Consider the following 17,575-nt stretch of genomic DNA (forward strand, 5'->3'; position numbering starts at 1 on the left):
CCCCCCCCCCGCGACCGGCTGAGCCCTCCGGCTCACGCACAGTCCCGGCACACCGGTTGTCCGTCGCGCTCGAAGGCGAGCTGCGACTGGTGATGCACCAGGAAGCAACGCGAGCAGGTGAATTCGTCGGCCTGCCGAGGCAGGACCCGCACGCTCAGCTCCTCATTGGACAGGTCGGCGCCTGGCAGTTCGAGCGACTCGTTGTCGCCCTCCTCCAGGTCGACCACGGCAGCGGTCTTGTCGACACGCCGGGCCTTCAGCTCCTCCAGGGAGTCCTCGTTCAGTTCATCGTCAGTCTTGCGCGGCGTGTCGTAGTCGGTAGCCATCTTCCCTCTCCCCCTTCAGGCGGTTCACAGGTCGTTCAGGGCACGTAACGCATCGAGCGCCGAAGTTGTGCCCGATACGAAGCGCAGATTTTGCCTTACTTCAAGCGCCGTTACGCAACCGACACCCACTCGAATCAACCGAACGGGTGGTCTGGCAGGATGGTTCCCGACTGACCACGCCGAGTTTGGAAAGGTCTCGCGATGCCCGTCTACGCCCTCGGCGACCATGTTCCCGAGATCCACCCCGAGGCCTACGTCCACCCGGAGGCCACCGTGATCGGCCAGGTCAGCGTGGGCGCGGGCAGCACCGTCTGGCCCGGCGCCGTGCTCCGCGGCGACTACGGGCGGATCACCGTCGGCGAGCGGACCTCGATCCAGGACGGCACTGTGGTGCACGCCACAGAGGAGCTGGAGACCAAGATCGGCAGCGATTGTGTTGTTGGTCACATTGCCCATTTGGAGGGCTGCGAGGTCGAAAACGGCTGCCTCATCGGTTCCGGAAGCGTCGTGCTGCACCGGGTCGTGGTCCGCTCCGGGGCCCTCGTGGGGGCCGGAGCGGTCGTCTCCCCGGGCACGGAGGTCCCGGCGGGTGCGATGGCCCTCGGAGTGCCCGCCAAGATCCGTGCGGACGCCGTGCAGCCCGGCAGCTTCGAGGACGCCGTGCGGCGCTACGTGGCCAACGGGCGGCGTTACGCGCGCGAGCTGCGCCGGATCGACTAGCTCCCGGCAGTGTCCGTCGGCACCCAGACCCGGACGATCAACCCGCCTCCGGGCCGCGCCTGCACCCCGATCCGTCCGCCGTGCGCCCGGACGATCGAGCGCACGATGGACAGGCCGAGGCCCGCGCCGCGGTCCCCCGGCTTCGGCGGCGCGCCTTCGGTCCGCAGCCGCCGGAACGGCTCGAACAGCGATTCGACGATCTCCGGCGGCACCGGCGGTCCGCTGTTGGCGACGACGAGCAGCCCGTACTCGCCCTGGTCGTAGGTGACCACGTCGACCCAGCCGCCCGTACCGTCGTGGACGTTGTGCCGCATCGCGTTGTGCACGAGGTTCGTCGCGACCTGCTCGAGCAGCGGGCCGTCGCCGCGCACGACCACCGGATTGAGCTGGGTACGCAGCTGGAGCCCGCGTTGCGCGGCCTCGGCGCCGCCGAGCGCCACGACGCCGCCCACGACGTCGTTCCAACGAACCGGGCCCGGCGCGAGCACCGCCTGGTCGGCCTTCGACAGCGCCAGCAGGCCCTCGATCATCTGCTCGGAGCGCTGGTTGTTCGCCAGCAGGCCCTGCGCGAGCACGACGGTGTCCGGCGGCGTGTCCGGGTCCGCGAGGGTGACCTCCAGGAGGGTTCTGCCGACGGCGAGCGGCGTGCGCAGCTCGTGCGAGGCGTTGCCGGTGAACCGCCGCTGGCTCTCGAAGGCGGCGTCGAGCCGGTCGAGCATCTCGTCGAAGGTCGCGGCCAGCTCGTACAGCTCGTCACGCGGACCCTGCGGGGCCAATCGGGCCCGGGCGTCGAGGAGTCCGTCCCCGCGCCGCGCGATCCGCCGCGCCGTCGCCGTGACGTTGCTCAGCGGCCGCAGCACCCGCCCGGCCAGCCAGTAGCCGAACCCGAAGACCAGCAGCGCGATGGCGACGATCCCGAGCCCCGCCGCGATGAGGATCTGCTGCAGGGTGTCCGAGCGCACGACGACCGCGCACTGGATCTGCTGGGCCGCCGTGAGGTGCTGCCCGGCGAGCTTCTGCGCCTCCGAGAGCCGGCACCGGCTCGGTAGATCAGCACGCGGATGATAGAGCCGCCAGCGCACCAGAAAGTAAGTCACGGCGGTGAGCAGGGTGCCGAAGACGAAGAAGAGCGCGACGAAGACCAGTGACAGCTTCGCGCGGACGGTCAGGCCGCGGCGGACGCGCGTGGGCCCCGGCATCGCGGTCGCCTGCGTGTACTGACCCGTGGCGGTGAGCGGGACGATCGTGCGGCCCAGGGGGTCCGAGTCGGGGCCTTCGTGCTCCATGCCGGTCAGCCGATCCGGTATCCGGAGCCCGGAATCGTCTTGACCACCTGAGGTTCACCGAGCCGCCGCCGCAAGGTCATCACCGTGACCCGGACGACATTCGTGAACGGATCCGCGTTCTCGTCCCAGGCCTTTTCCAGCAGCTGCTCCGCGCTCACGACGGTTCCGTTGGCACGCATCAGCACCTCGAGCACGGCGAACTCCTTGGGGGCCAGCGAGACCGGCTCTCCGTTCCGGGTGACCTCGCGGCGCGACGGATCCAGCCGCACGCCCGCCACCTCCAGCACTGGCGGCACCGGCGGCATCGCGCGGCGCCCGAGCGCCCGCACCCGCGCGACGAGTTCGCTGAAGGCGAACGGCTTGCCGAGGTAGTCGTCCGCGCCGAGGCTGAGCCCGGCCACCCGGTCGGAGACCTCGGAGGCCGCCGTCAGCATCAGGATCCGGCTCGACCCGCCCGCCTCGATGACGCGGCGACACAATTCGTCGCCGTGCATTCCGGGCAGATCCCGGTCCAGCAGGACCACGTCGTAGTCGTTGACCCCGATGCGCTCCCAGGCCTGCCCGCCGTCGTAGACGACGTCCACGGCCATCGATTCCCGGCGCAGGCCGCGCGCGATCGCGTCCGCGAGCAGCTGCTCGTCCTCGACCACCAGAACCCGCACCGCTCCGCCTCTCCGCCAACACCCGAAGCAGGGCCGCCACCGGCCCCTTCGGCCATCATCCACCCGACGACCTAAGGAGTGCGTGAACAGTTCGGCTCGGCCGTTTGAAGCTGTGAGGCCGGGGAAACCTGACTCGTACGGCCCAACACAGCCGCCCCGAACCAGCGAACCGCCGGGGTGTGGGCACGCAGCGCATCCGTCCTCGTCCCGGCGCGAGGCCCGCGACCCCCACCGCGGCGCGTCGGGCGACAAGGCTCGGCCCGGCCTCCCCATGCCGTTCCGAGCGGAGCCCGTCGAACAGAGCACCGTAAGCACTAAGGAGCACCATGGGAGAGTTCGCCGCCCGTCTGCGCCAGAGGATCGAGGACACCGAAGCCGCACTGCGCAGCGCCGTATCCGCGCGCGACGTCTACGCGGTCCAGGTCGAGCAGGGTGAGCTCGATTCGCTGCTTCGCATCGCGGCCGACCACGGCGTCGACACCACGATCCACGCGATCGCCGCCTGAGCCGCGCGGCGCGTCCACCCCTCCACCCCCACGAGAGTCCAGCGAGCAGCAATCAGTAATCCCGGTCGTCCGCTCCCAGGGCGGCCAGGGCGCCGTGCAGGGCCGGGAACAGTGCGGAACCGGCAGCCAGCACCATCGCCTCCGAGGCGGGAGCCCCGTGGAAACCCTCCACCCGGGCACCCGCCTCTTCCGCGATCAATCCGCCCGCCGACCGGTCCCAGGCGTGCGTGCCCCGCTCGAAGTAGGCGTCCACGCGGCCGGTCGCCACCGAGCACAGGTCCAGCGCCGCGCTGCCGCCGCGCCGGATGTCCCGCACCTGTCCGATGAGCCCGGCCACGATCCGGCCCTGCACCTCGCGCCGTTCCGCGCGGTAGCCGAAGCCGGTGGCGACCAGCGACTGGGCCAGGCCGTCCGGCTCGTTCGCCCGCAGCCGCCGCCCGCCGAGCCAGGAACCCTCGCCGCGCACGGCCGTGTACTCCTCGCCCAGCTGCGGTGCCAGCACGACGCCCGCCAGGGCCACGCCGTCCGCCTCGGCGCCGATCGACACCGCCCAGGCGGGCAGGCCGTAGAGGTAGTTCACGGTCCCGTCGATCGGGTCGACCACCCAGCGCACGCCGCTGGTGCCGGACTCGGAGCCGCCCTCCTCGCCGAGGAACCCGTCCTCCGGCCGGTGCCGCCGGATCGCCGCACGGATGATCCGCTCCGCGGCGGTGTCCATCTCGGTGACCACGTCGGTCGGGCTGGATTTCGTCTGCGCCACACCGAGATCCGCGGGGCGCCCCTCCACGAGCAGCTTGCCCGCCTCGGCGGCCGCGGCGCGGGCGACCTCCAGCAGTTCACGTGCGTCCACAGTCACGTTCGTCCCCTTCAGTCCCTGCCGCACAGGGCGGGCTTGCCCTGCACGCGCGGATTCGGGCAGCAGCCGGCGGCGCAGATGTCCGGCATCGGCCCGCGCGCACTCAGTCCGGCACGCTCGACCTGCTCGCCGCGCTCCACCGCGGCGCGCTCCGTCAGCAGATCGCGGACGAGCGAGACGAAGGCGGGCGCGGTGCCGGGGGTCGCGGCGCGGGCCATCGCCAGGCCGAGCTTCGCGGCGACCTCGGCGGCCTGCGTGTCCAGGTCGTAGATGACTTCCATGTGGTCGGAGACGAACCCGATCGGCACCAGCACAACGGCCTCGGCGCCGGCCGCCGCGCGCTCGCGCAGATGGTCGCACACGTCCGGCTCCAGCCAGGGCTGCGTCGGCGGGCCGCTGCGGCTGCAGTAGACGAGTTTCCACGGCTGCTCGGCGCGTCCGAAGTGCCCGGCCACCCGGTCGGCGACGAGCTGCGCGACGGCCTCGTGCTGCGGCATGTAGTCGCTGGTTTCGCTGTAGGACAAGGGAACCGAGTGCGTCACGAACACCAACTCGGCTCGCTCGCGCACGCCTTCGCCGAGATCTTCGAACGCTGCGACGGTCGCGTCGGCGAAGGGCCCGACGAAGCCCGGGTGGTCGAAATAAGCCCGGATCTTGTCCAGGCTCAGCACCCCCGCGACGCCCGCCTGCTCCACCGCCTCCGCGAGGTTTTCCCGATACTGGCGGCAGCCGGAGTACGACGAATAGGCCGAAGTGACGAAAACGAGCGCTCGTTTCACGCCGTCCCCGGCCATCTGCTTCAACGTGTCGGCGAGATACGGCCGCCAGTTCCGGTTCCCCCAGTAGACCGGGATCTCCAGGCCGTGCGCCGCGAATTCGCGTTCGATCCCGGCGATCAGGGCCCGGCACTGCGCGTTGATCGGGCTGACCCCGCCGAACAGGAAGTAGTGCTCACCGACCGCGGCGAGCCGCTCCTTCGGGATTCCGCGACCGCGCGTGACGTTCTCCAGGAACGGGACCACCTCCTCCGGCCCCTCCGGACCGCCGAAGGAGAGCAGCAGCAGAGCGTCGTAAGGCAGCGTTTCCGGCATGAACAAATCCTCGCACGATGATCCGGCACCTCTTGACGCCAGGTCTACGGTCAAGTTGGCTGTCCGCTTGTCGAGCGACCGCTGAGTGCGCACTTCGACCACCGTCGCCCCCAGCTAGATTGGCCCCCAGGATGAGCACTTCGACCACCGCACCGGCGACCCGGACCTGGAGCAACTGGGCCGGGAACCAGCACTCCCGGATGCAGCGTGTGGCGACCCCGTCGAGCCCGCAGGAGGTCGCCGAGACGGTGCGGGACGCCGCGGCACGCGGCCTGACGGTCAAGCCGGTGGGCAGCGGCCACTCCTTCACGGCGGCCGCGGTCACCGACGGCGTGCAGATCCGCCTCGGCAACCTGGCCCGGCTGCGCGGCGCGGACCACGCGACCGGCCTGGTGACCGCCGAGGCCGGGATGCCGCTGTGGCGGCTGAACGAGCTGCTTGCCGAGCAGGGCCTCGCGCTGACGAACATGGGCGACATCCAGGCGCAGACCGTCTCCGGCGCGATCGGCACCGGCACGCACGGCACCGGCCGGGCCAGCGCGTCGATCGCGGCGCAGGTCGCGGGCCTGGAGGTGGTGCTCGCCGACGGCAGCATCGTGGCCTGCTCCGCGCAGTCGCACCCGGACCTGTTCGAGGCGGCCCGGATCTCCGTCGGCACCATCGGCGTGATCACCGCCGTCACCTTCCGCACCGAGCCCGGGTTCCTGCTGGAGGCGCACGAGGAGCCGCTGCGGCTGGACGAGGTGCTCGAGCGCTTCGACGAGCTGCGCACGCAGAACGACCACTTCGAGTTCTTCTGGTTCCCGCACACCCCGATGACCGCGACGAAGCGCAACAACCGGACCGAGGGCCCGGCGCGGCCGCTCTCCCGCCGGCGCGAGTGGCTTGAGGACGAACTCCTGTCGAACAAGCTGTTCACCGGCGTCTGCCGGGTCGGCCGCGCCGCGCCGCGCGCGATCCCGGCGATCAACAAGATCTCCTCGCGGGCCCTGTCGGCGCGCACCTACGTCGACCGCTCGGACCGGGTGTTCACCACGACCCGCACCTTCAAGTTCCTGGAGATGGAGTACGCGCTGCCGGTCGAGGCCGCGGTCCCGGCGCTACGCGAGGTCGAGCGGATGATCGTGCGGGAGAACCTGCGGATCAGCATCCCGATCGAGGTGCGCTGCGCCCCTTCCGACGACCTGTGGCTGTCCACCGCGCACGGTCGGGACACCGCGTACGTGGCGTTCCACATGTTCCAGGGGATGGACCAGACGCGCTACTTCGACCAGGCCGAGGAGATCATGCTGGCGCACGGCGGCCGCCCGCACTGGGGCAAGCTGCACACCCGCGAGCACGACTATCTGGCCGAGGCCTATCCGCGCTTCGCGGACTTCCTGGCCGTGCGGGAGAAGACCGACCCGGACCGCGTCTTCGCCAACAACTACACGCGCCGGATCTTCGGGGCCTGAGTCACTTGAGTCGGCCGGATTCGCCGACGCCGCAGGGCGGCTGACCGCGCGTCAGCTCCGCAGGCCGTCCGGAAGGATCTGCCCCGTCGCGACGAGCACCGCGGGCCCGGTCATCTCGATCCGCCCGTCTTCGTGCTCGACGATGTGCAGCACACCGCCCGGCACGCGTACCTGATACGGCGTCCCCGGCTCGGCGCCGTCCCTGCGCGCCGCGGCCACCATCGCAGCACACGCACCCGTACCGCAGGACCGTGTCTCGCCGGATCCGCGCTCGAATACCCGCATCTCGACCCGATGACGTCCGACCGGCGCGACGAACTCGACGTTCACGCCGTGCGGATACGCGCTTTCCGGCCGCAGTTCGGGCCGTTGCGTGAGCCGCCCGGCCTCGGCGACGTCGTCCACGAACACGACCGCGTGCGGATTGCCCATGTCCACGTTCACCGCGGGCAGCCAGCGATCCCCGACCAGCACCTCGGCGGACTCGGCGGGCCAGGTCGAGCGGCCCATGTCGACGGTGATGTCGCCGCCGTCCTCCGGCACGACCATGTGCTTGACCCCGCCGCGCGTCGCGATGCCGAACCGGCCCGGCTTGGCCAGGTCGTGCGCGACGAGGTAGCGGGCGAAGACCCGCGTGCCGTTGCCGCACATCTCGGCGATCGAGCCATCGGCATTGCGGTAGTCCATGAACCAGGGCGCCTCGGCCGCATCCTGCTCGTAGCCCGGCATCGCCGCCGTCGGCACCACGCGCAGCAGTCCGTCCGCCCCGATACCGGCGCGGCGATCGCAGACGGCCGCGACCCAGGTGGGCGCCGGATCGAAGGTGGCATCGACGTCCTCGATGATGACGAAGTCGTTCTCGGTGCCGTGGCCCTTGGTGAACGGGATCATGTGGTCAATGCTACGCGGCGGCGGCGACAGCCTTGGTCGCCGCCGAGATCAGGTCGCCGCGGTTCCGTTCGAGCCACACGGTGTCCTGCGCGCGCCGGAACCACTTCTCCTGACGGCGGGCGAACTGCCGCGTCTTGAGAGCGGTCAGGTCGCGGGCCTCCTGCTCGGTGCAGTGGCCGTCGAGGAAGTCGAGAACCTGCTGGTACCCGAGTGCGCGGCTGGCCGTCTCGCCCTCGCGCAGACCCCGCGGGATCAACCCGACGACCTCGTCGACCAGGCCCTTGTCCCACATGGCGTCGACGCGCCTGGTGATCCGCTCGTCCAGCTCCGCCTTCTCGATGCCGAGCCCGATGCGGACGGTACCCGGATAGTGGTCACCCGCCTCGGGCAGCGAGGACTGGAATGGAGCCCCCGTCAGTAGCACGACCTCGAGCGCGCGGACGATGCGTCGCCCGTTGGACGGCAGGATCGCCACGGCGGATCGCGGGTCGAGCGCGGCCAGTTCGGCGTGCAGCGCGGCGGACCCCTCGTCCGCCAACCGCGCTTCGAGTCGCGCGCGGATCGCGGGATCGGTGCCCGGGAAGTCGAAGCCGCCGAGCACGGCGTCCACGTACAGCCCCGAACCGCCGACCAGCACGGGAACGCGGTCCGCGGCCAGCAGCGCGTCCACCGCCGCCCGCGCCAGCCTCTGGTATTCGGCGACGGCCGCCCGCTCCGTCACGTCCCAGATGTCGAGCAGGTGATGCGGCACACCCTCGCGCTCGGCCTCGGTGAGCTTCGCCGTGCCGATGTCCAGGCCGCGGTAGAGCTGCATGGAATCGGCGTTGACCACCTCGCCGCCGAACTCGCGGGCGAGCGCGATGCCGAGATCCGACTTGCCCGCGGCCGTCGGCCCGACCACGGCGATGACCCGGTTGCCCGCCATCGTCAGCCGCAGGACGGAGCGGCGGGCAGCGGCGCCGGAATCCCGATCGACGGCATGCCCAGCGTGACGGTCGGCTTGGCCTGCTCGGCGGGCGCGTCCTGCCTGGCCTGCCACGCGTCCCCCGACCGGAGCCGGCGCAGCGTGCGGATGGCCGAGCCGCCGCTCGCACCGTCCGCGATCAGGTGGTGCGGCGCGGCCTGCGTCAGCACGACCGTCACCGCGTCGCCGGGCCGCGGCAGGTCGGCGGCCGCGGTGTCGGCGACGCTGAAGTGCACCAGCCTGTTGTCCCGCGCACGCCCGGAGAGCCGGTGCGTCGCGCCGTCCTTGCGGCCCTCGCCCTCCGCTACCAGCAGCTCGACCTCGGTGCCGATCAGCGCGCGGTTCTCGGCCCAGGAGATCTCCTCCTGGAGCGGGGTGAGGCGGTCGTAGCGCTCCCGCACGACTTCCTTCGGCACCTGGTCCGCCATCTCGGCGGCCGGGGTGCCTGGCCGCTTGGAGTACTGGAAGGTGAACGCCGAGGCGAAGCGGGCCTCGTGCACGACCTCGAGGGTCTGCTCGAAGTCGGCGTCGGTCTCGCCCGGGAAGCCGACGATGATGTCCGTGGTGATCGCCGCGTGCGGAATGGCCTCGCGCACCCGCTCGATGATGCCCAGGTAGCGCTCGCGCCGGTAGGAACGGCGCATCGCCCGCAGCACCGCGTCCGATCCGCTTTGCAGCGGCATGTGCAGCGAGGGCATGACGTTGGGTGTCTCGGCCATCGCCTCGATCACGTCGTCGGTGAAGTCGCGCGGGTGCGGGGAGGTGAAGCGGACCCGCTCGAGCCCGTCGATCCCGCCGCAGGCGCGCAGCAGCTTGGAGAAGGCCGCGCGGTCGCCGAACTCGGCGCCGTAGGAGTTCACGTTCTGCCCGAGCAGGGTGATCTCGACCACGCCCTCGGCCACCAGCGCCTCGATCTCGCGCAGGATCTCCCCGGGGCGCCGGTCCCGCTCCGTACCCCGCAGCGCGGGCACGATGCAGAACGTGCACTTGTTGTTGCAGCCGACGGAGATCGACACCCACGCCGCGTACGCGGACTCGCGGCGGGTCGGGAGCGTGGACGGGAAGGCCTCCAGAGACTCCTTGATCTCCAGCTGCGCCTCCTCCTGCACCCGGGCGCGCTCGAGCAGGACGGGCAGCGAGCCGATGTTGTGCGTGCCGAAGACGACGTCCACCCAGGGCGCGCGCCGCTGCACCTCGCCGCGGTCCTTCTGGGCCAGGCAGCCGCCGACGGCGATCTGCATGCCGGGCTTGCGGGCCTTGACCGAGGCCAGGTGCCCGAGGTTGCCGTAGAGCCGGTTGTCCGCGTTCTCGCGCACCGCGCAGGTGTTGAAGACGACGACGTCCGCCTCCTCGCCCGCGGGCGAGCGCACGTAGCCCGCCTGCTCCAGCAGTCCGGCCAGGCGCTCGGAGTCGTGCACGTTCATCTGGCACCCGTAGGTGCGGATGTCGTAACTCTTCACGTCGTCTCGCTGCGCCATGGTTCCAGGATATGTCCCCTGGCAGACAGCCTCTGCCGTTATCCGACCGTTATCATCCGGGGTGACGAGCGGGACTGATTCACGCTACCTTTCAACGTCGAGACCGCGAGGCTTCGGGTACGACGGGGAGGGTGGGTACGACACGGTGGGGACGAACATGCATCGACGGGGGTTCCTCGGCTTGGCGGTGGCGGCCATCGGCGCCGCGGCGCTGACGGAGGGCTGCGTCACCATCTCCCCGCTCGCGACGACCGGGGACTTCCCGGTGAACTCCGCGCTGAATCTGGCGCAGTCGCAGACCTGGATACGGATGAAGCAGCGGAACAACGACGCCGGCCAGATCGTCATCGGCGTCAAGGCCGACCAGCCCGGCCTCGGCTTCTTCGATCCGAGCAAGAACTCGTACAGCGGCTTCGACATCCTGATCGCGCAACTGGTGGCCGCGGGCCTGGGCTTCTCCAGCTCGCAGATCCAGTTCACCCCGGTCGCGTCGCAGAACCGTGAGACGGAGCTGGAGAACGGCACCGTCGACCTGGTCATCGCCTCGTACTCGTACAACTCGGCGCGCGCGAAGCTGGTCGACTTCGCGGGCCCGTACTTCACCACGCCCGAGGCGCTGCTCGTCGCGCGCGGCAACACCTCGATCACCGCCCTGGACTCGATCACCAGCAACACCAGGGTGTGCGAGGTGAGCAACTCGACCCAGATCGGCGACGTGACGCTGCAGAGCCCGGTCACGAAGAACACCTACGGCGAATGCGTGTCGGCACTGAAGAGCGACCAGGCGGACGTGATCTACACCGACTACGCCCTGCTGCTCGGCTACGCGTACCAGAACTCGAGCAGCCTGAAGCTGATCGACACGCACGCCGACACGCAGTACTACGGCATCGGCCTCCCGCTTGGCGACTCGGTGCTCCAGACGACGATCGACAACCTGCTCAGCCAGGCCATCGCGAACGGGACCTGGCGCGCCATCTTCAACTCGACCCTGGCGCCCGAGGGCCTGAAGGCCAATCCCCCGAAGGTCGGCGACTGGCCGTCGTCCTCCTCCTGACCGCCCATCAGGACCACCCCGCCGCAAAGCCTGCCGGACCCTGACCGAGCCTGACGGAGCGCTCACGGACCCTGACGAAGCATTCGACGTCGTTCCGACCATCGCCGCCAATCCGACGGAACCTCCGGCTCCGGCGCGCGTCCTTCGTCGTTCTGGCCGTCGTCCTCGCCCCGAGCGCTCGTCAACGCCAATCCGACGGAGCCTCCAGCGCGCGTCGTTCTCACCTTCGCCCGCCTGAGCGCCCGTCGACAGCGCTTCGACGGAGCCCTCAATTTCTGTCGCTCTGGCCGTCGTCCTCGCCCCGAGCGCCCGTCAACGCCAATCCGACGGAGCCCTCAGCGTCTGTCGCTCTAACCGTCGTCCGCCCGAGCGCCCGTCAGCGCCAACCTGCTGGACCCGTCGGAGCGCCCACGCACCTGTCCCTGTCCCACCGCTGTCTCAGCCCTCGAAGCACACGCACGCCCACCGCTACTACCGACGGTCCCCCGCAGCGCTCCGTCCGTCCACAAGCCCGCTGTCAACTTCCGCTGCCCGTCGTCATTCCGCGGGAAACGCGAGGTCCTCCGGGTCGGACCCGTCCTCCTCGGCCTCGGCCCGCGCATTCGCCAAGGCCTCGCGGACCGCTCGCCCCACCACTTCGCCGCCGTAGCCCTTGCGGGCCAGGAATCCCGCCAGCCGCCGCGTCTGAACCTCGCGCGGGAGCCCGCTCATCCTGGCCAACCGCTCCCTGGCCAGCCGCGAGGCCGTCAGCTGCTCCTGCTCGGTGTCCAGCACGGACACCGCCTCCTGCACAAGCTCATCCGGCACGGATCGGCGCCGCAACTCGAAGGCGATGGCCCGGCTGCCCAGGCCCTTGTGCTCGTGCCGCGACCGGGTGAACGCCTCCGCGTACGCCGCGTCGTCGATCAGCCCTAGCTCGGTGAAGCGGTCCAAGACCGCCTCCGCGACCTCCTCGGCCACTTCCTTGCGCTTGAGCAGCTCCGCCAGCTGCCCCCTGGTCCGCGCCGAGCGCGTCAAGGAGTCCAGCACCAGTCCCCGCGCGTACGCCTCGGGGTCCTGCTGCGAGGCGGCCGACGGTCCCGACGACTCGCGCCGGGCGCCGAAAGACCGCCTCGCCTGGCCGGTCACTGATCGGCGGCGGTGTCCGCGACGGCAGCTGCCGCCTTGGCCCGCGACGCACGCGGGGTCTTGGCCGCGGCGGTCGCGGCGGCAGCCGCGGGCTCGGCGCCGGCCTGCCGCGGCACCACTTCGCCCGGCTTGTCCTCGGCGGGCGCGTCGAGGCGCGGCCCGACGCCCAGCTTCTCCTTGATCTTCTTCTCGATCTCGTTGGCGATGTCCGGGTTGTCCTTCAGGTACGTACGGGCGTTCTCCTTGCCCTGCCCGAGCTGGCCGCTCTCGTACGTGTACCAGGCACCCGACTTGCGCACGAAGCCGTGCTCCACGCCCATGTCGATCAGGCCGCCCTCGCGGCTGATCCCCTCGCCGTAGACGATGTCGAACTCGGCCTGCCGGAACGGCGGCGCCACCTTGTTCTTGACCACCTTGACGCGGGTGCGGTTGGCCACCGCCTCCTGGCCGTCCTTGAGCGTCTCGATCCGGCGCACGTCGAGGCGCACCGAAGCGTAGAACTTCAGCGCCCGGCCACCGGTGGTGGTCTCCGGCGAGCCGAACATGACGCCGACCTTCTCGCGCAGCTGGTTGATGAAGACCGCGGTGGTCCGCGAGTGGCTGAGCGCGCCGGTGATCTTGCGCAGCGCCTGGCTCATCAGCCGCGCCTGCAGGCCCACGTGCGAGTCGCCCATCTCGCCCTCGATCTCGGCGCGCGGCACCAGCGCGGCCACCGAGTCGATGACGATGATGTCGAGGGCGCCGGAGCGGATCAGCGTGTCCGCGATCTCCAGCGCCTGCTCGCCGTTGTCCGGCTGGGAGATGTAGAGATTGTCCGTGTCCACGCCGAGGGCCTTGGCGTAGTCCGGGTCGAGCGCGTGCTCGGCGTCGATGAACCCGGCGAGGCCGCCGGCCTTCTGGGCGTTGGCCACCGCGTGCAGCGCGACCGTCGTCTTTCCGCTGGACTCCGGACCGTAGATCTCGACGACCCGGCCGCGCGGCAGGCCGCCGACGCCGAGCGCGACGTCCAGCGCGATCGCACCGGTGGGGATGACCTCGATCGGCGTACGGGTCTTATCTCCCATGCGCATCAGGGAGCCCTTGCCGAACTGACGCTCAATCTGCGCGAGGGCCGCGTCGATCGCCTTCTCGCGGTCTGTTCCTGCCGCCATGATTTCTCTCTGCCTCCGTGTATCCAAAACCGCCTGGTCCGGCTCGTCTCACACGACGCTACCGGGCGCCACCGACAAGACCGCCCGTCCCCGGCCGCGCGCCCTTCGGGCGTTCGTCGAGGCAACTGTGCCACAGCGCGGCGCGCGGTGCGGCGAATCCGGAGATGTCCGGGCAGATCGTGCCCATCTCACCGGTCCAAGCGTCTCTACTAGAACTATAGTTCGAAACCCCTCCACTGCGCGCTACCGCCTTCGGGTGAACCCGCCTGGCGTGTCCCCCGTCCGGAGCCGTCCCTTTTCCGTACGCGATATACGCCGATTGCCAGATGTGACGGGCCGTCACCCGCTGCGATCGTGATCATGTCGCCCCGTTCCTCGCGGAATCCCCGCGACGGCGGCGACCAGGATCCAGGAGGTTCAAGCATGTCCCGCATGTTCCATCGCGTACTCGCCACGTCCGTCATCGGCGCCGCGGCCCTGGCCGCGCCCGTGACGGCCATGGCCGCCGATACCGGCGGCGGGGGCGGCGGCGCCGAACCCGCGCCGACGGCGGTCGTGGTGCACCTGCCCAAGCACGTCGCGGCGGGCGAGCCGATCACCGTGACCGCCCGGGTCACCACGCAGCAGGTCGCCGCCAAGGACCCGGGCGGCAAGGGCGCGGACCAGCCCGGCCAGGGCGAGGACCAGCCGGGCAAGGCCGGCAAGGGGAAGGGGCACGGCACCGGCCGCCACCACAAGGGCGCCGGGCACGGCACGAAGGGCAAGAAGCACCACAAGGGCAAGAGCCGGCACCACGCGGTGACCGGCAAGATCGAGTTCTTCCTGGACGGCAAGCCCGAGCCGCCGGTCGGGATCAGCCATGGCCGGCCAGCGAGCGGATCGAGATCCCGCTCGGCCGGCACACCATCGTCGCCCAGTACTCGGGTGACGACGAGCACCTCGCCGCCAAGTCCAACCCCGTCAGCTTCGAACTGACGGCGGGTCAGGACGGCCAGGACCAGCAGAGCACCGGCAACGCGGGTGGGAACGGCAACGGGAACGGCCACGGCGCCTCGGTCGGCACGAGCGCGCAGGCCGGCGACTGGGACCGGGACCCGGACTACCCGACGCTCGGCCAGGACACCCAGGACCCGTCCTTCGACCAGGACCAGGGCGACCGGGATGACTGGGGCGACCAGGACGGGCAGGACCAGGACGAGCAGGGGTCGAGCCAGGACACCCCGAACCAGAGCGGAGACGAGGACCAGATCTGAGCGCTAGGCCGTAGCAGGCCGACCGACATCCGCTGACATGCGTGTCGGTCCCCGGCCATGGACGGGGACCGACACAGGCGGCACTACCAGCTGCTGTGCAGCGGCTTGCCCTCGGTGTAGCCCGCGGCGCTCTGGATTCCGACGACCGCGCGCTCGTGGAACTCCTCGATGGAGCGGGCGCCCGCGTAGGTGCAGGAGGAGCGCACGCCGGCGATGATCGAGTCGATCAGGTCCTCCACTCCCGGGCGGCCGGGGTCGAGGTACATCCGCGAGGAGGAGATGCCCTCCTCGAAGATCGCCTTGCGGGCCTGCTCGAAAGCCGAGTCCTCGGCGGTGCGCAGCTTGACCGCGCGGGCCGAGGCCATCCCGAAGTTCTCCTTGTACTGCCGCCCGTCGCCGTCCCGCTGGATGTCGCCGGGGGACTCGTACGTGCCCGCGAACCAGGAGCCGACCATGACGTTCGAGGCCCCGGCGGCCAGCGCCAGCGCGACGTCGCGCGGGTGGCGCACGCCGCCGTCCGCCCAGACATGCTTGCCCAGCGCCCGGGCCGCGGCGGCGCACTCGAGCACCGCGGAGAACTGCGGGCGGCCGACGCCGGTCATCATCCGGGTGGTGCACATCGCGCCCGGGCCGACGCCGACCTTGATGATGTCCGCACCGGCCTCGACGAGGTCGCGTACGCCGACGGCCGAGACCACGTTGCCCGCGACGACCGGCACCTGCGGGTCGAGGCCGCGTACCGCCCGCAGCGCGGTGAGCATCTTCTCCTGGTGGCCGTGCGCGGTGTCCACCACGAGGACGTCGATGCCCGCGTCGAGCAGCGCCTTGGCCCGTCCGACCACGTCGCCGTTGACGCCGATCGCCGCGCCGATGCGCAGCCGGCCGCGGTCGTCCACGGCGGGCGTGTACAGGGTCGCCCGCAGCGAGGACTCCCGGGTGAGCAGGCCTGCGAGGGTGCCGTCCTCGCGCACGACGGGAGCGAGCCGGTGATGTCCCTTGCTCAGGCGCTCGAACGCCTCCTCGGGCGCGATTCCGTACGGTACTGTCAGCAGATCGCGGGCCATGACCTGCCCGACCTGCGTGAACCGGTCGACTCCCAGGCCGTCTGCCTCGGTGACCACGCCGACGGGCCGCTCGCCCTCGAGTACCACCGCAGCGCCATGCGCGCGCTTCGGCAGCAGGTTCAGCAGGTCGCCGACCGTGTCTGTCGGCCGGACGGTGATGGGCGTCTCGTAGACGACGTGCCGGGACTTGACCCATGACACGACCTCGGCCACCACCTCGATGGGGATGTCCTGCGGGATCACCACGAGCCCGCCGCGGCGCGCGACCGTCTCGGCCATCCGGCGCCCCGCGACCGCGGTCATGTTCGCGATGACCAGCGGAACCGTCGTTCCTGTGCCGTCGGTCGTGGCGAGGTCCACGCTGAGCCGGGAGCCGACGTCGGACCTGGCCGGAACCATGAAGACGTCGTCGTAGGTGAGGTCGTACTGCGGGATGAGGTCGTTAAGAAAGCGCACGTGACGGCAGTCTACCCGGAAATCCGGAGAACGCCGGAGGACCAGCGGCGGCTCAGGCCGGGGCGGCGGGCTCCGCTGACGGCCTGGGATGGACCCGGCGGACTGGCCGAAGGAAGGCGCCGCCGACGGCTCGAAAGGCGGGGGCTCGCCGGTCGATCGGCGAGGGGCGGGTCGGCGGACTGGCCAAAGGCGGAGCAACGCGGAAGGCCCGAGGCGATGCCCGATGGACGGGTCGGCGAGCGGCGGCTCGGCGGGCTGGCCGAACGACGGCTAGGCGTAGGTCCCGAAGGGATGCCCGGCGGGCGAGTCGGCGAGCGGCAAGCTCGGCGGAGGGGCCGAGCGCGGTTAGGCGGAGGGGCCGGAAGGGATGCTCGGCGGACGGGTCGGCGAGCGGCAGCTCAGCGGACTGGATGGCGGAGGGTTAGACGGAGGGGCCGAAGGGGTGGCCGGCGGTCGGGTCGGCGAGGGTCGGTTCGGCGGACCGGCCTACGGCGCGGGCGCTGCGCCATTGGCCGTCCTCGTCGAGGCGGCGCACGACGCGGGCGGGGACGCCGGCTACGACGCAGTGGTCGGGCACGTCGCCGCGCACGACGGAGCCGGCGGCGACGACTACGTTGCGGCCGATCGTGGCGCCGGGCAGGATCACGGCGCCGGTGCCGATCCAGGAGCCGGCGCCGATGGTCACCGGCTCGTTGACGGGCCACTGCTTGCCGATCGGGGTGTCCGGGTCGGTGTAGCCGTGGTTCTGATCGGTCACATAGATATACGGGCCGGTATATACATCATCACCGATATCGATGGACTGGTGGCCGACGACGTGGCTGCCGCGGCCGAGTACGACCCCGTTGCCGATGCGGACGATCGGGCTCGGGCCGAGATCCCGCTCCGGGATGAATCCGGCGGAGATGGTCACCTGGGGACCGATCAGGGTGAAGTGCCCCACCGAGATCCACCGCTCGCCGAGCACGGTGCCCTGTGGGAAGGCGATGGCGCTGCCTTCGCCGAAGAAGGCGAAGCGGCGGGCGGCCCGGGAGCCGCTGGTGATCTTGCCGGCCTCGACCACGCTCCGCCAAGCCCAGTGCACCAAGGGTTGGGCACTGGATCTGAGCCGGACTCTGCGCATGAGGTACACGGTATGCGATCACCGGCGGCGCACCGCCCGGAACGCGGCCCGCACGCTCCACCGAATGCACGCCACTCGAACCGGGCGACTGCGTAGGATGCGCACTGAT

17 protein-coding genes are annotated in these 17,575 nt (G+C 70.9%); 5 read left to right on the plus strand and 12 right to left on the minus strand.

Features of this window, described 5'->3' with window-relative positions; all coding sequences use genetic code 11:
* Positions 1-32: 32 nt before the first annotated feature.
* Positions 33-326: a DUF4193 domain-containing protein gene (locus tag VG296_RS22330; protein ID WP_325568690.1), complete on the minus strand. Its 294-nt coding sequence runs from the start codon at positions 324-326 to the stop codon at positions 33-35.
* 201 nt (positions 327-527) lie between these two features.
* Between VG296_RS22330 and VG296_RS22335 the strand changes: the two genes are divergently transcribed.
* Positions 528-1,046, plus strand: a complete 519-nt coding sequence (locus VG296_RS22335) for a gamma carbonic anhydrase family protein (RefSeq protein ID WP_325568692.1) — start codon at positions 528-530, stop codon at positions 1,044-1,046.
* Here VG296_RS22335 and VG296_RS22340 read toward each other — a convergent pair.
* Positions 1,043-2,332: a HAMP domain-containing sensor histidine kinase gene (locus tag VG296_RS22340; protein WP_325568694.1), complete on the minus strand. Its 1,290-nt coding sequence runs from the start codon at positions 2,330-2,332 to the stop codon at positions 1,043-1,045. The two genes, VG296_RS22335 and VG296_RS22340, sit on opposite strands and share 4 nt — an antisense overlap.
* Positions 2,333-2,337: 5 nt before the next feature.
* The gene (locus tag VG296_RS22345) at positions 2,338-2,994 is read right to left on the minus strand and encodes a response regulator transcription factor (protein ID WP_325568696.1); all 657 of its coding nucleotides are present in this window, start codon (positions 2,992-2,994) and stop codon (positions 2,338-2,340) included.
* Positions 2,995-3,320: 326 nt separating this feature from the next.
* Here VG296_RS22345 and VG296_RS22350 point away from each other — a divergent pair, with 326 nt between their 5' ends.
* Positions 3,321-3,500 carry a hypothetical protein gene (locus tag VG296_RS22350; RefSeq protein ID WP_325568698.1) on the plus strand — a complete coding sequence of 60 codons (180 nt, stop codon included), beginning with the start codon at positions 3,321-3,323 and terminating at the stop codon, positions 3,498-3,500.
* 52 nt (positions 3,501-3,552) lie between these two features.
* On the opposite strand, the gene VG296_RS22355 is transcribed toward VG296_RS22350, so the two are convergent.
* The gene (locus VG296_RS22355) at positions 3,553-4,356 is read right to left on the minus strand and encodes an inositol monophosphatase family protein (protein WP_325568700.1); all 804 of its coding nucleotides are present in this window, start codon (positions 4,354-4,356) and stop codon (positions 3,553-3,555) included.
* Positions 4,357-4,367: 11 nt separating this feature from the next.
* On the minus strand, positions 4,368-5,447 hold the full coding sequence (locus VG296_RS22360) for a ferrochelatase (RefSeq protein ID WP_325568702.1): 1,080 nt from the start codon (positions 5,445-5,447) through the stop codon (positions 4,368-4,370).
* 131 nt (positions 5,448-5,578) lie between these two features.
* On the opposite strand from VG296_RS22360, the gene VG296_RS22365 reads away from it, so the two are divergent.
* Positions 5,579-6,901: a D-arabinono-1,4-lactone oxidase gene (locus tag VG296_RS22365; protein ID WP_325568703.1), complete on the plus strand. Its 1,323-nt coding sequence runs from the start codon at positions 5,579-5,581 to the stop codon at positions 6,899-6,901.
* Between the two features lie 51 nt (positions 6,902-6,952).
* Here VG296_RS22365 and dapF read toward each other — a convergent pair whose 3' ends face one another.
* The 3 genes from dapF to miaB are packed head-to-tail and all read right to left on the minus strand — an operon-like array spanning position 6,953 to position 10,234.
* Positions 6,953-7,801 carry a diaminopimelate epimerase gene (gene dapF, locus VG296_RS22370; RefSeq protein ID WP_349259662.1) on the minus strand — a complete coding sequence of 283 codons (849 nt, stop codon included), beginning with the start codon at positions 7,799-7,801 and terminating at the stop codon, positions 6,953-6,955.
* 1 nt (position 7,802) lies between these two features.
* The gene (miaA, locus tag VG296_RS22375; protein WP_414641124.1) at positions 7,803-8,729 is read right to left on the minus strand and encodes a tRNA (adenosine(37)-N6)-dimethylallyltransferase MiaA; all 927 of its coding nucleotides are present in this window, start codon (positions 8,727-8,729) and stop codon (positions 7,803-7,805) included.
* On the minus strand, positions 8,720-10,234 hold the full coding sequence (gene miaB, locus VG296_RS22380; RefSeq protein WP_325568710.1) for a tRNA (N6-isopentenyl adenosine(37)-C2)-methylthiotransferase MiaB: 1,515 nt from the start codon (positions 10,232-10,234) through the stop codon (positions 8,720-8,722). Before miaB ends, miaA begins: the two co-directional genes overlap by 10 nt.
* 157 nt (positions 10,235-10,391) lie before the next feature.
* On the opposite strand from miaB, the gene VG296_RS22385 reads away from it, so the two are divergent.
* Positions 10,392-11,291, plus strand: coding sequence for a transporter substrate-binding domain-containing protein (locus VG296_RS22385; RefSeq protein ID WP_325568713.1), 900 nt, complete (start codon positions 10,392-10,394; stop codon positions 11,289-11,291).
* Between the two features lie 537 nt (positions 11,292-11,828).
* On the opposite strand, the gene VG296_RS22390 is transcribed toward VG296_RS22385, so the two are convergent.
* The gene (locus VG296_RS22390) at positions 11,829-12,419 is read right to left on the minus strand and encodes a regulatory protein RecX (protein ID WP_325568715.1); all 591 of its coding nucleotides are present in this window, start codon (positions 12,417-12,419) and stop codon (positions 11,829-11,831) included.
* Complete coding sequence (gene recA / locus VG296_RS22395) at positions 12,416-13,570, minus strand: recombinase RecA (RefSeq protein WP_325568717.1); 1,155 nt, start codon at positions 13,568-13,570, stop codon at positions 12,416-12,418. The genes VG296_RS22390 and recA overlap by 4 nt, the downstream gene beginning before the upstream one ends.
* A 423-nt stretch (positions 13,571-13,993) precedes the next feature.
* Between recA and VG296_RS22400 the strand changes: the two genes are divergently transcribed.
* On the plus strand, positions 13,994-14,545 hold the full coding sequence (locus VG296_RS22400) for a hypothetical protein (protein WP_325568719.1): 552 nt from the start codon (positions 13,994-13,996) through the stop codon (positions 14,543-14,545).
* Between the two features lie 361 nt (positions 14,546-14,906).
* On the opposite strand, the gene VG296_RS22405 is transcribed toward VG296_RS22400, so the two are convergent.
* On the minus strand, positions 14,907-16,343 hold the full coding sequence (locus tag VG296_RS22405; RefSeq protein WP_325568721.1) for a GuaB1 family IMP dehydrogenase-related protein: 1,437 nt from the start codon (positions 16,341-16,343) through the stop codon (positions 14,907-14,909).
* Between the two features lie 421 nt (positions 16,344-16,764).
* Positions 16,765-17,466, minus strand: a complete 702-nt coding sequence (locus VG296_RS22410) for an acyltransferase (RefSeq protein WP_325568723.1) — start codon at positions 17,464-17,466, stop codon at positions 16,765-16,767.
* Positions 17,467-17,575 lie beyond the last annotated feature (109 nt).

Source organism: Actinospica sp. (genome assembly GCF_035552695.1).
GTDB lineage: Bacteria > Actinomycetota > Actinomycetes > Streptomycetales > Catenulisporaceae > Actinospica.

What these genes read in the sequence shown, in the direction of transcription:
- VG296_RS22330 (WP_325568690.1), bottom strand. Translation starts at nt 326, where the DNA reads ATGGCTACCGACTACGACACGCCGCGCAAGACTGACGATGAACTGAAC.
- VG296_RS22335 (WP_325568692.1), top strand. Translation starts at nt 528, where the DNA reads ATGCCCGTCTACGCCCTCGGCGACCATGTTCCCGAGATCCACCCCGAG.
- VG296_RS22340 (WP_325568694.1), bottom strand. Translation starts at nt 2,332, where the DNA reads ATGGAGCACGAAGGCCCCGACTCGGACCCCCTGGGCCGCACGATCGTC.
- VG296_RS22350 (WP_325568698.1), top strand. Translation starts at nt 3,321, where the DNA reads ATGGGAGAGTTCGCCGCCCGTCTGCGCCAGAGGATCGAGGACACCGAA.
- VG296_RS22360 (WP_325568702.1), bottom strand. Translation starts at nt 5,447, where the DNA reads ATGCCGGAAACGCTGCCTTACGACGCTCTGCTGCTGCTCTCCTTCGGC.
- VG296_RS22365 (WP_325568703.1), top strand. Translation starts at nt 5,579, where the DNA reads ATGAGCACTTCGACCACCGCACCGGCGACCCGGACCTGGAGCAACTGG.
- miaB (WP_325568710.1), bottom strand. Translation starts at nt 10,234, where the DNA reads ATGGCGCAGCGAGACGACGTGAAGAGTTACGACATCCGCACCTACGGG.
- VG296_RS22385 (WP_325568713.1), top strand. Translation starts at nt 10,392, where the DNA reads ATGCATCGACGGGGGTTCCTCGGCTTGGCGGTGGCGGCCATCGGCGCC.
- recA (WP_325568717.1), bottom strand. Translation starts at nt 13,570, where the DNA reads ATGGCGGCAGGAACAGACCGCGAGAAGGCGATCGACGCGGCCCTCGCG.
- VG296_RS22400 (WP_325568719.1), top strand. Translation starts at nt 13,994, where the DNA reads ATGTCCCGCATGTTCCATCGCGTACTCGCCACGTCCGTCATCGGCGCC.
- VG296_RS22410 (WP_325568723.1), bottom strand. Translation starts at nt 17,466, where the DNA reads ATGCGCAGAGTCCGGCTCAGATCCAGTGCCCAACCCTTGGTGCACTGG.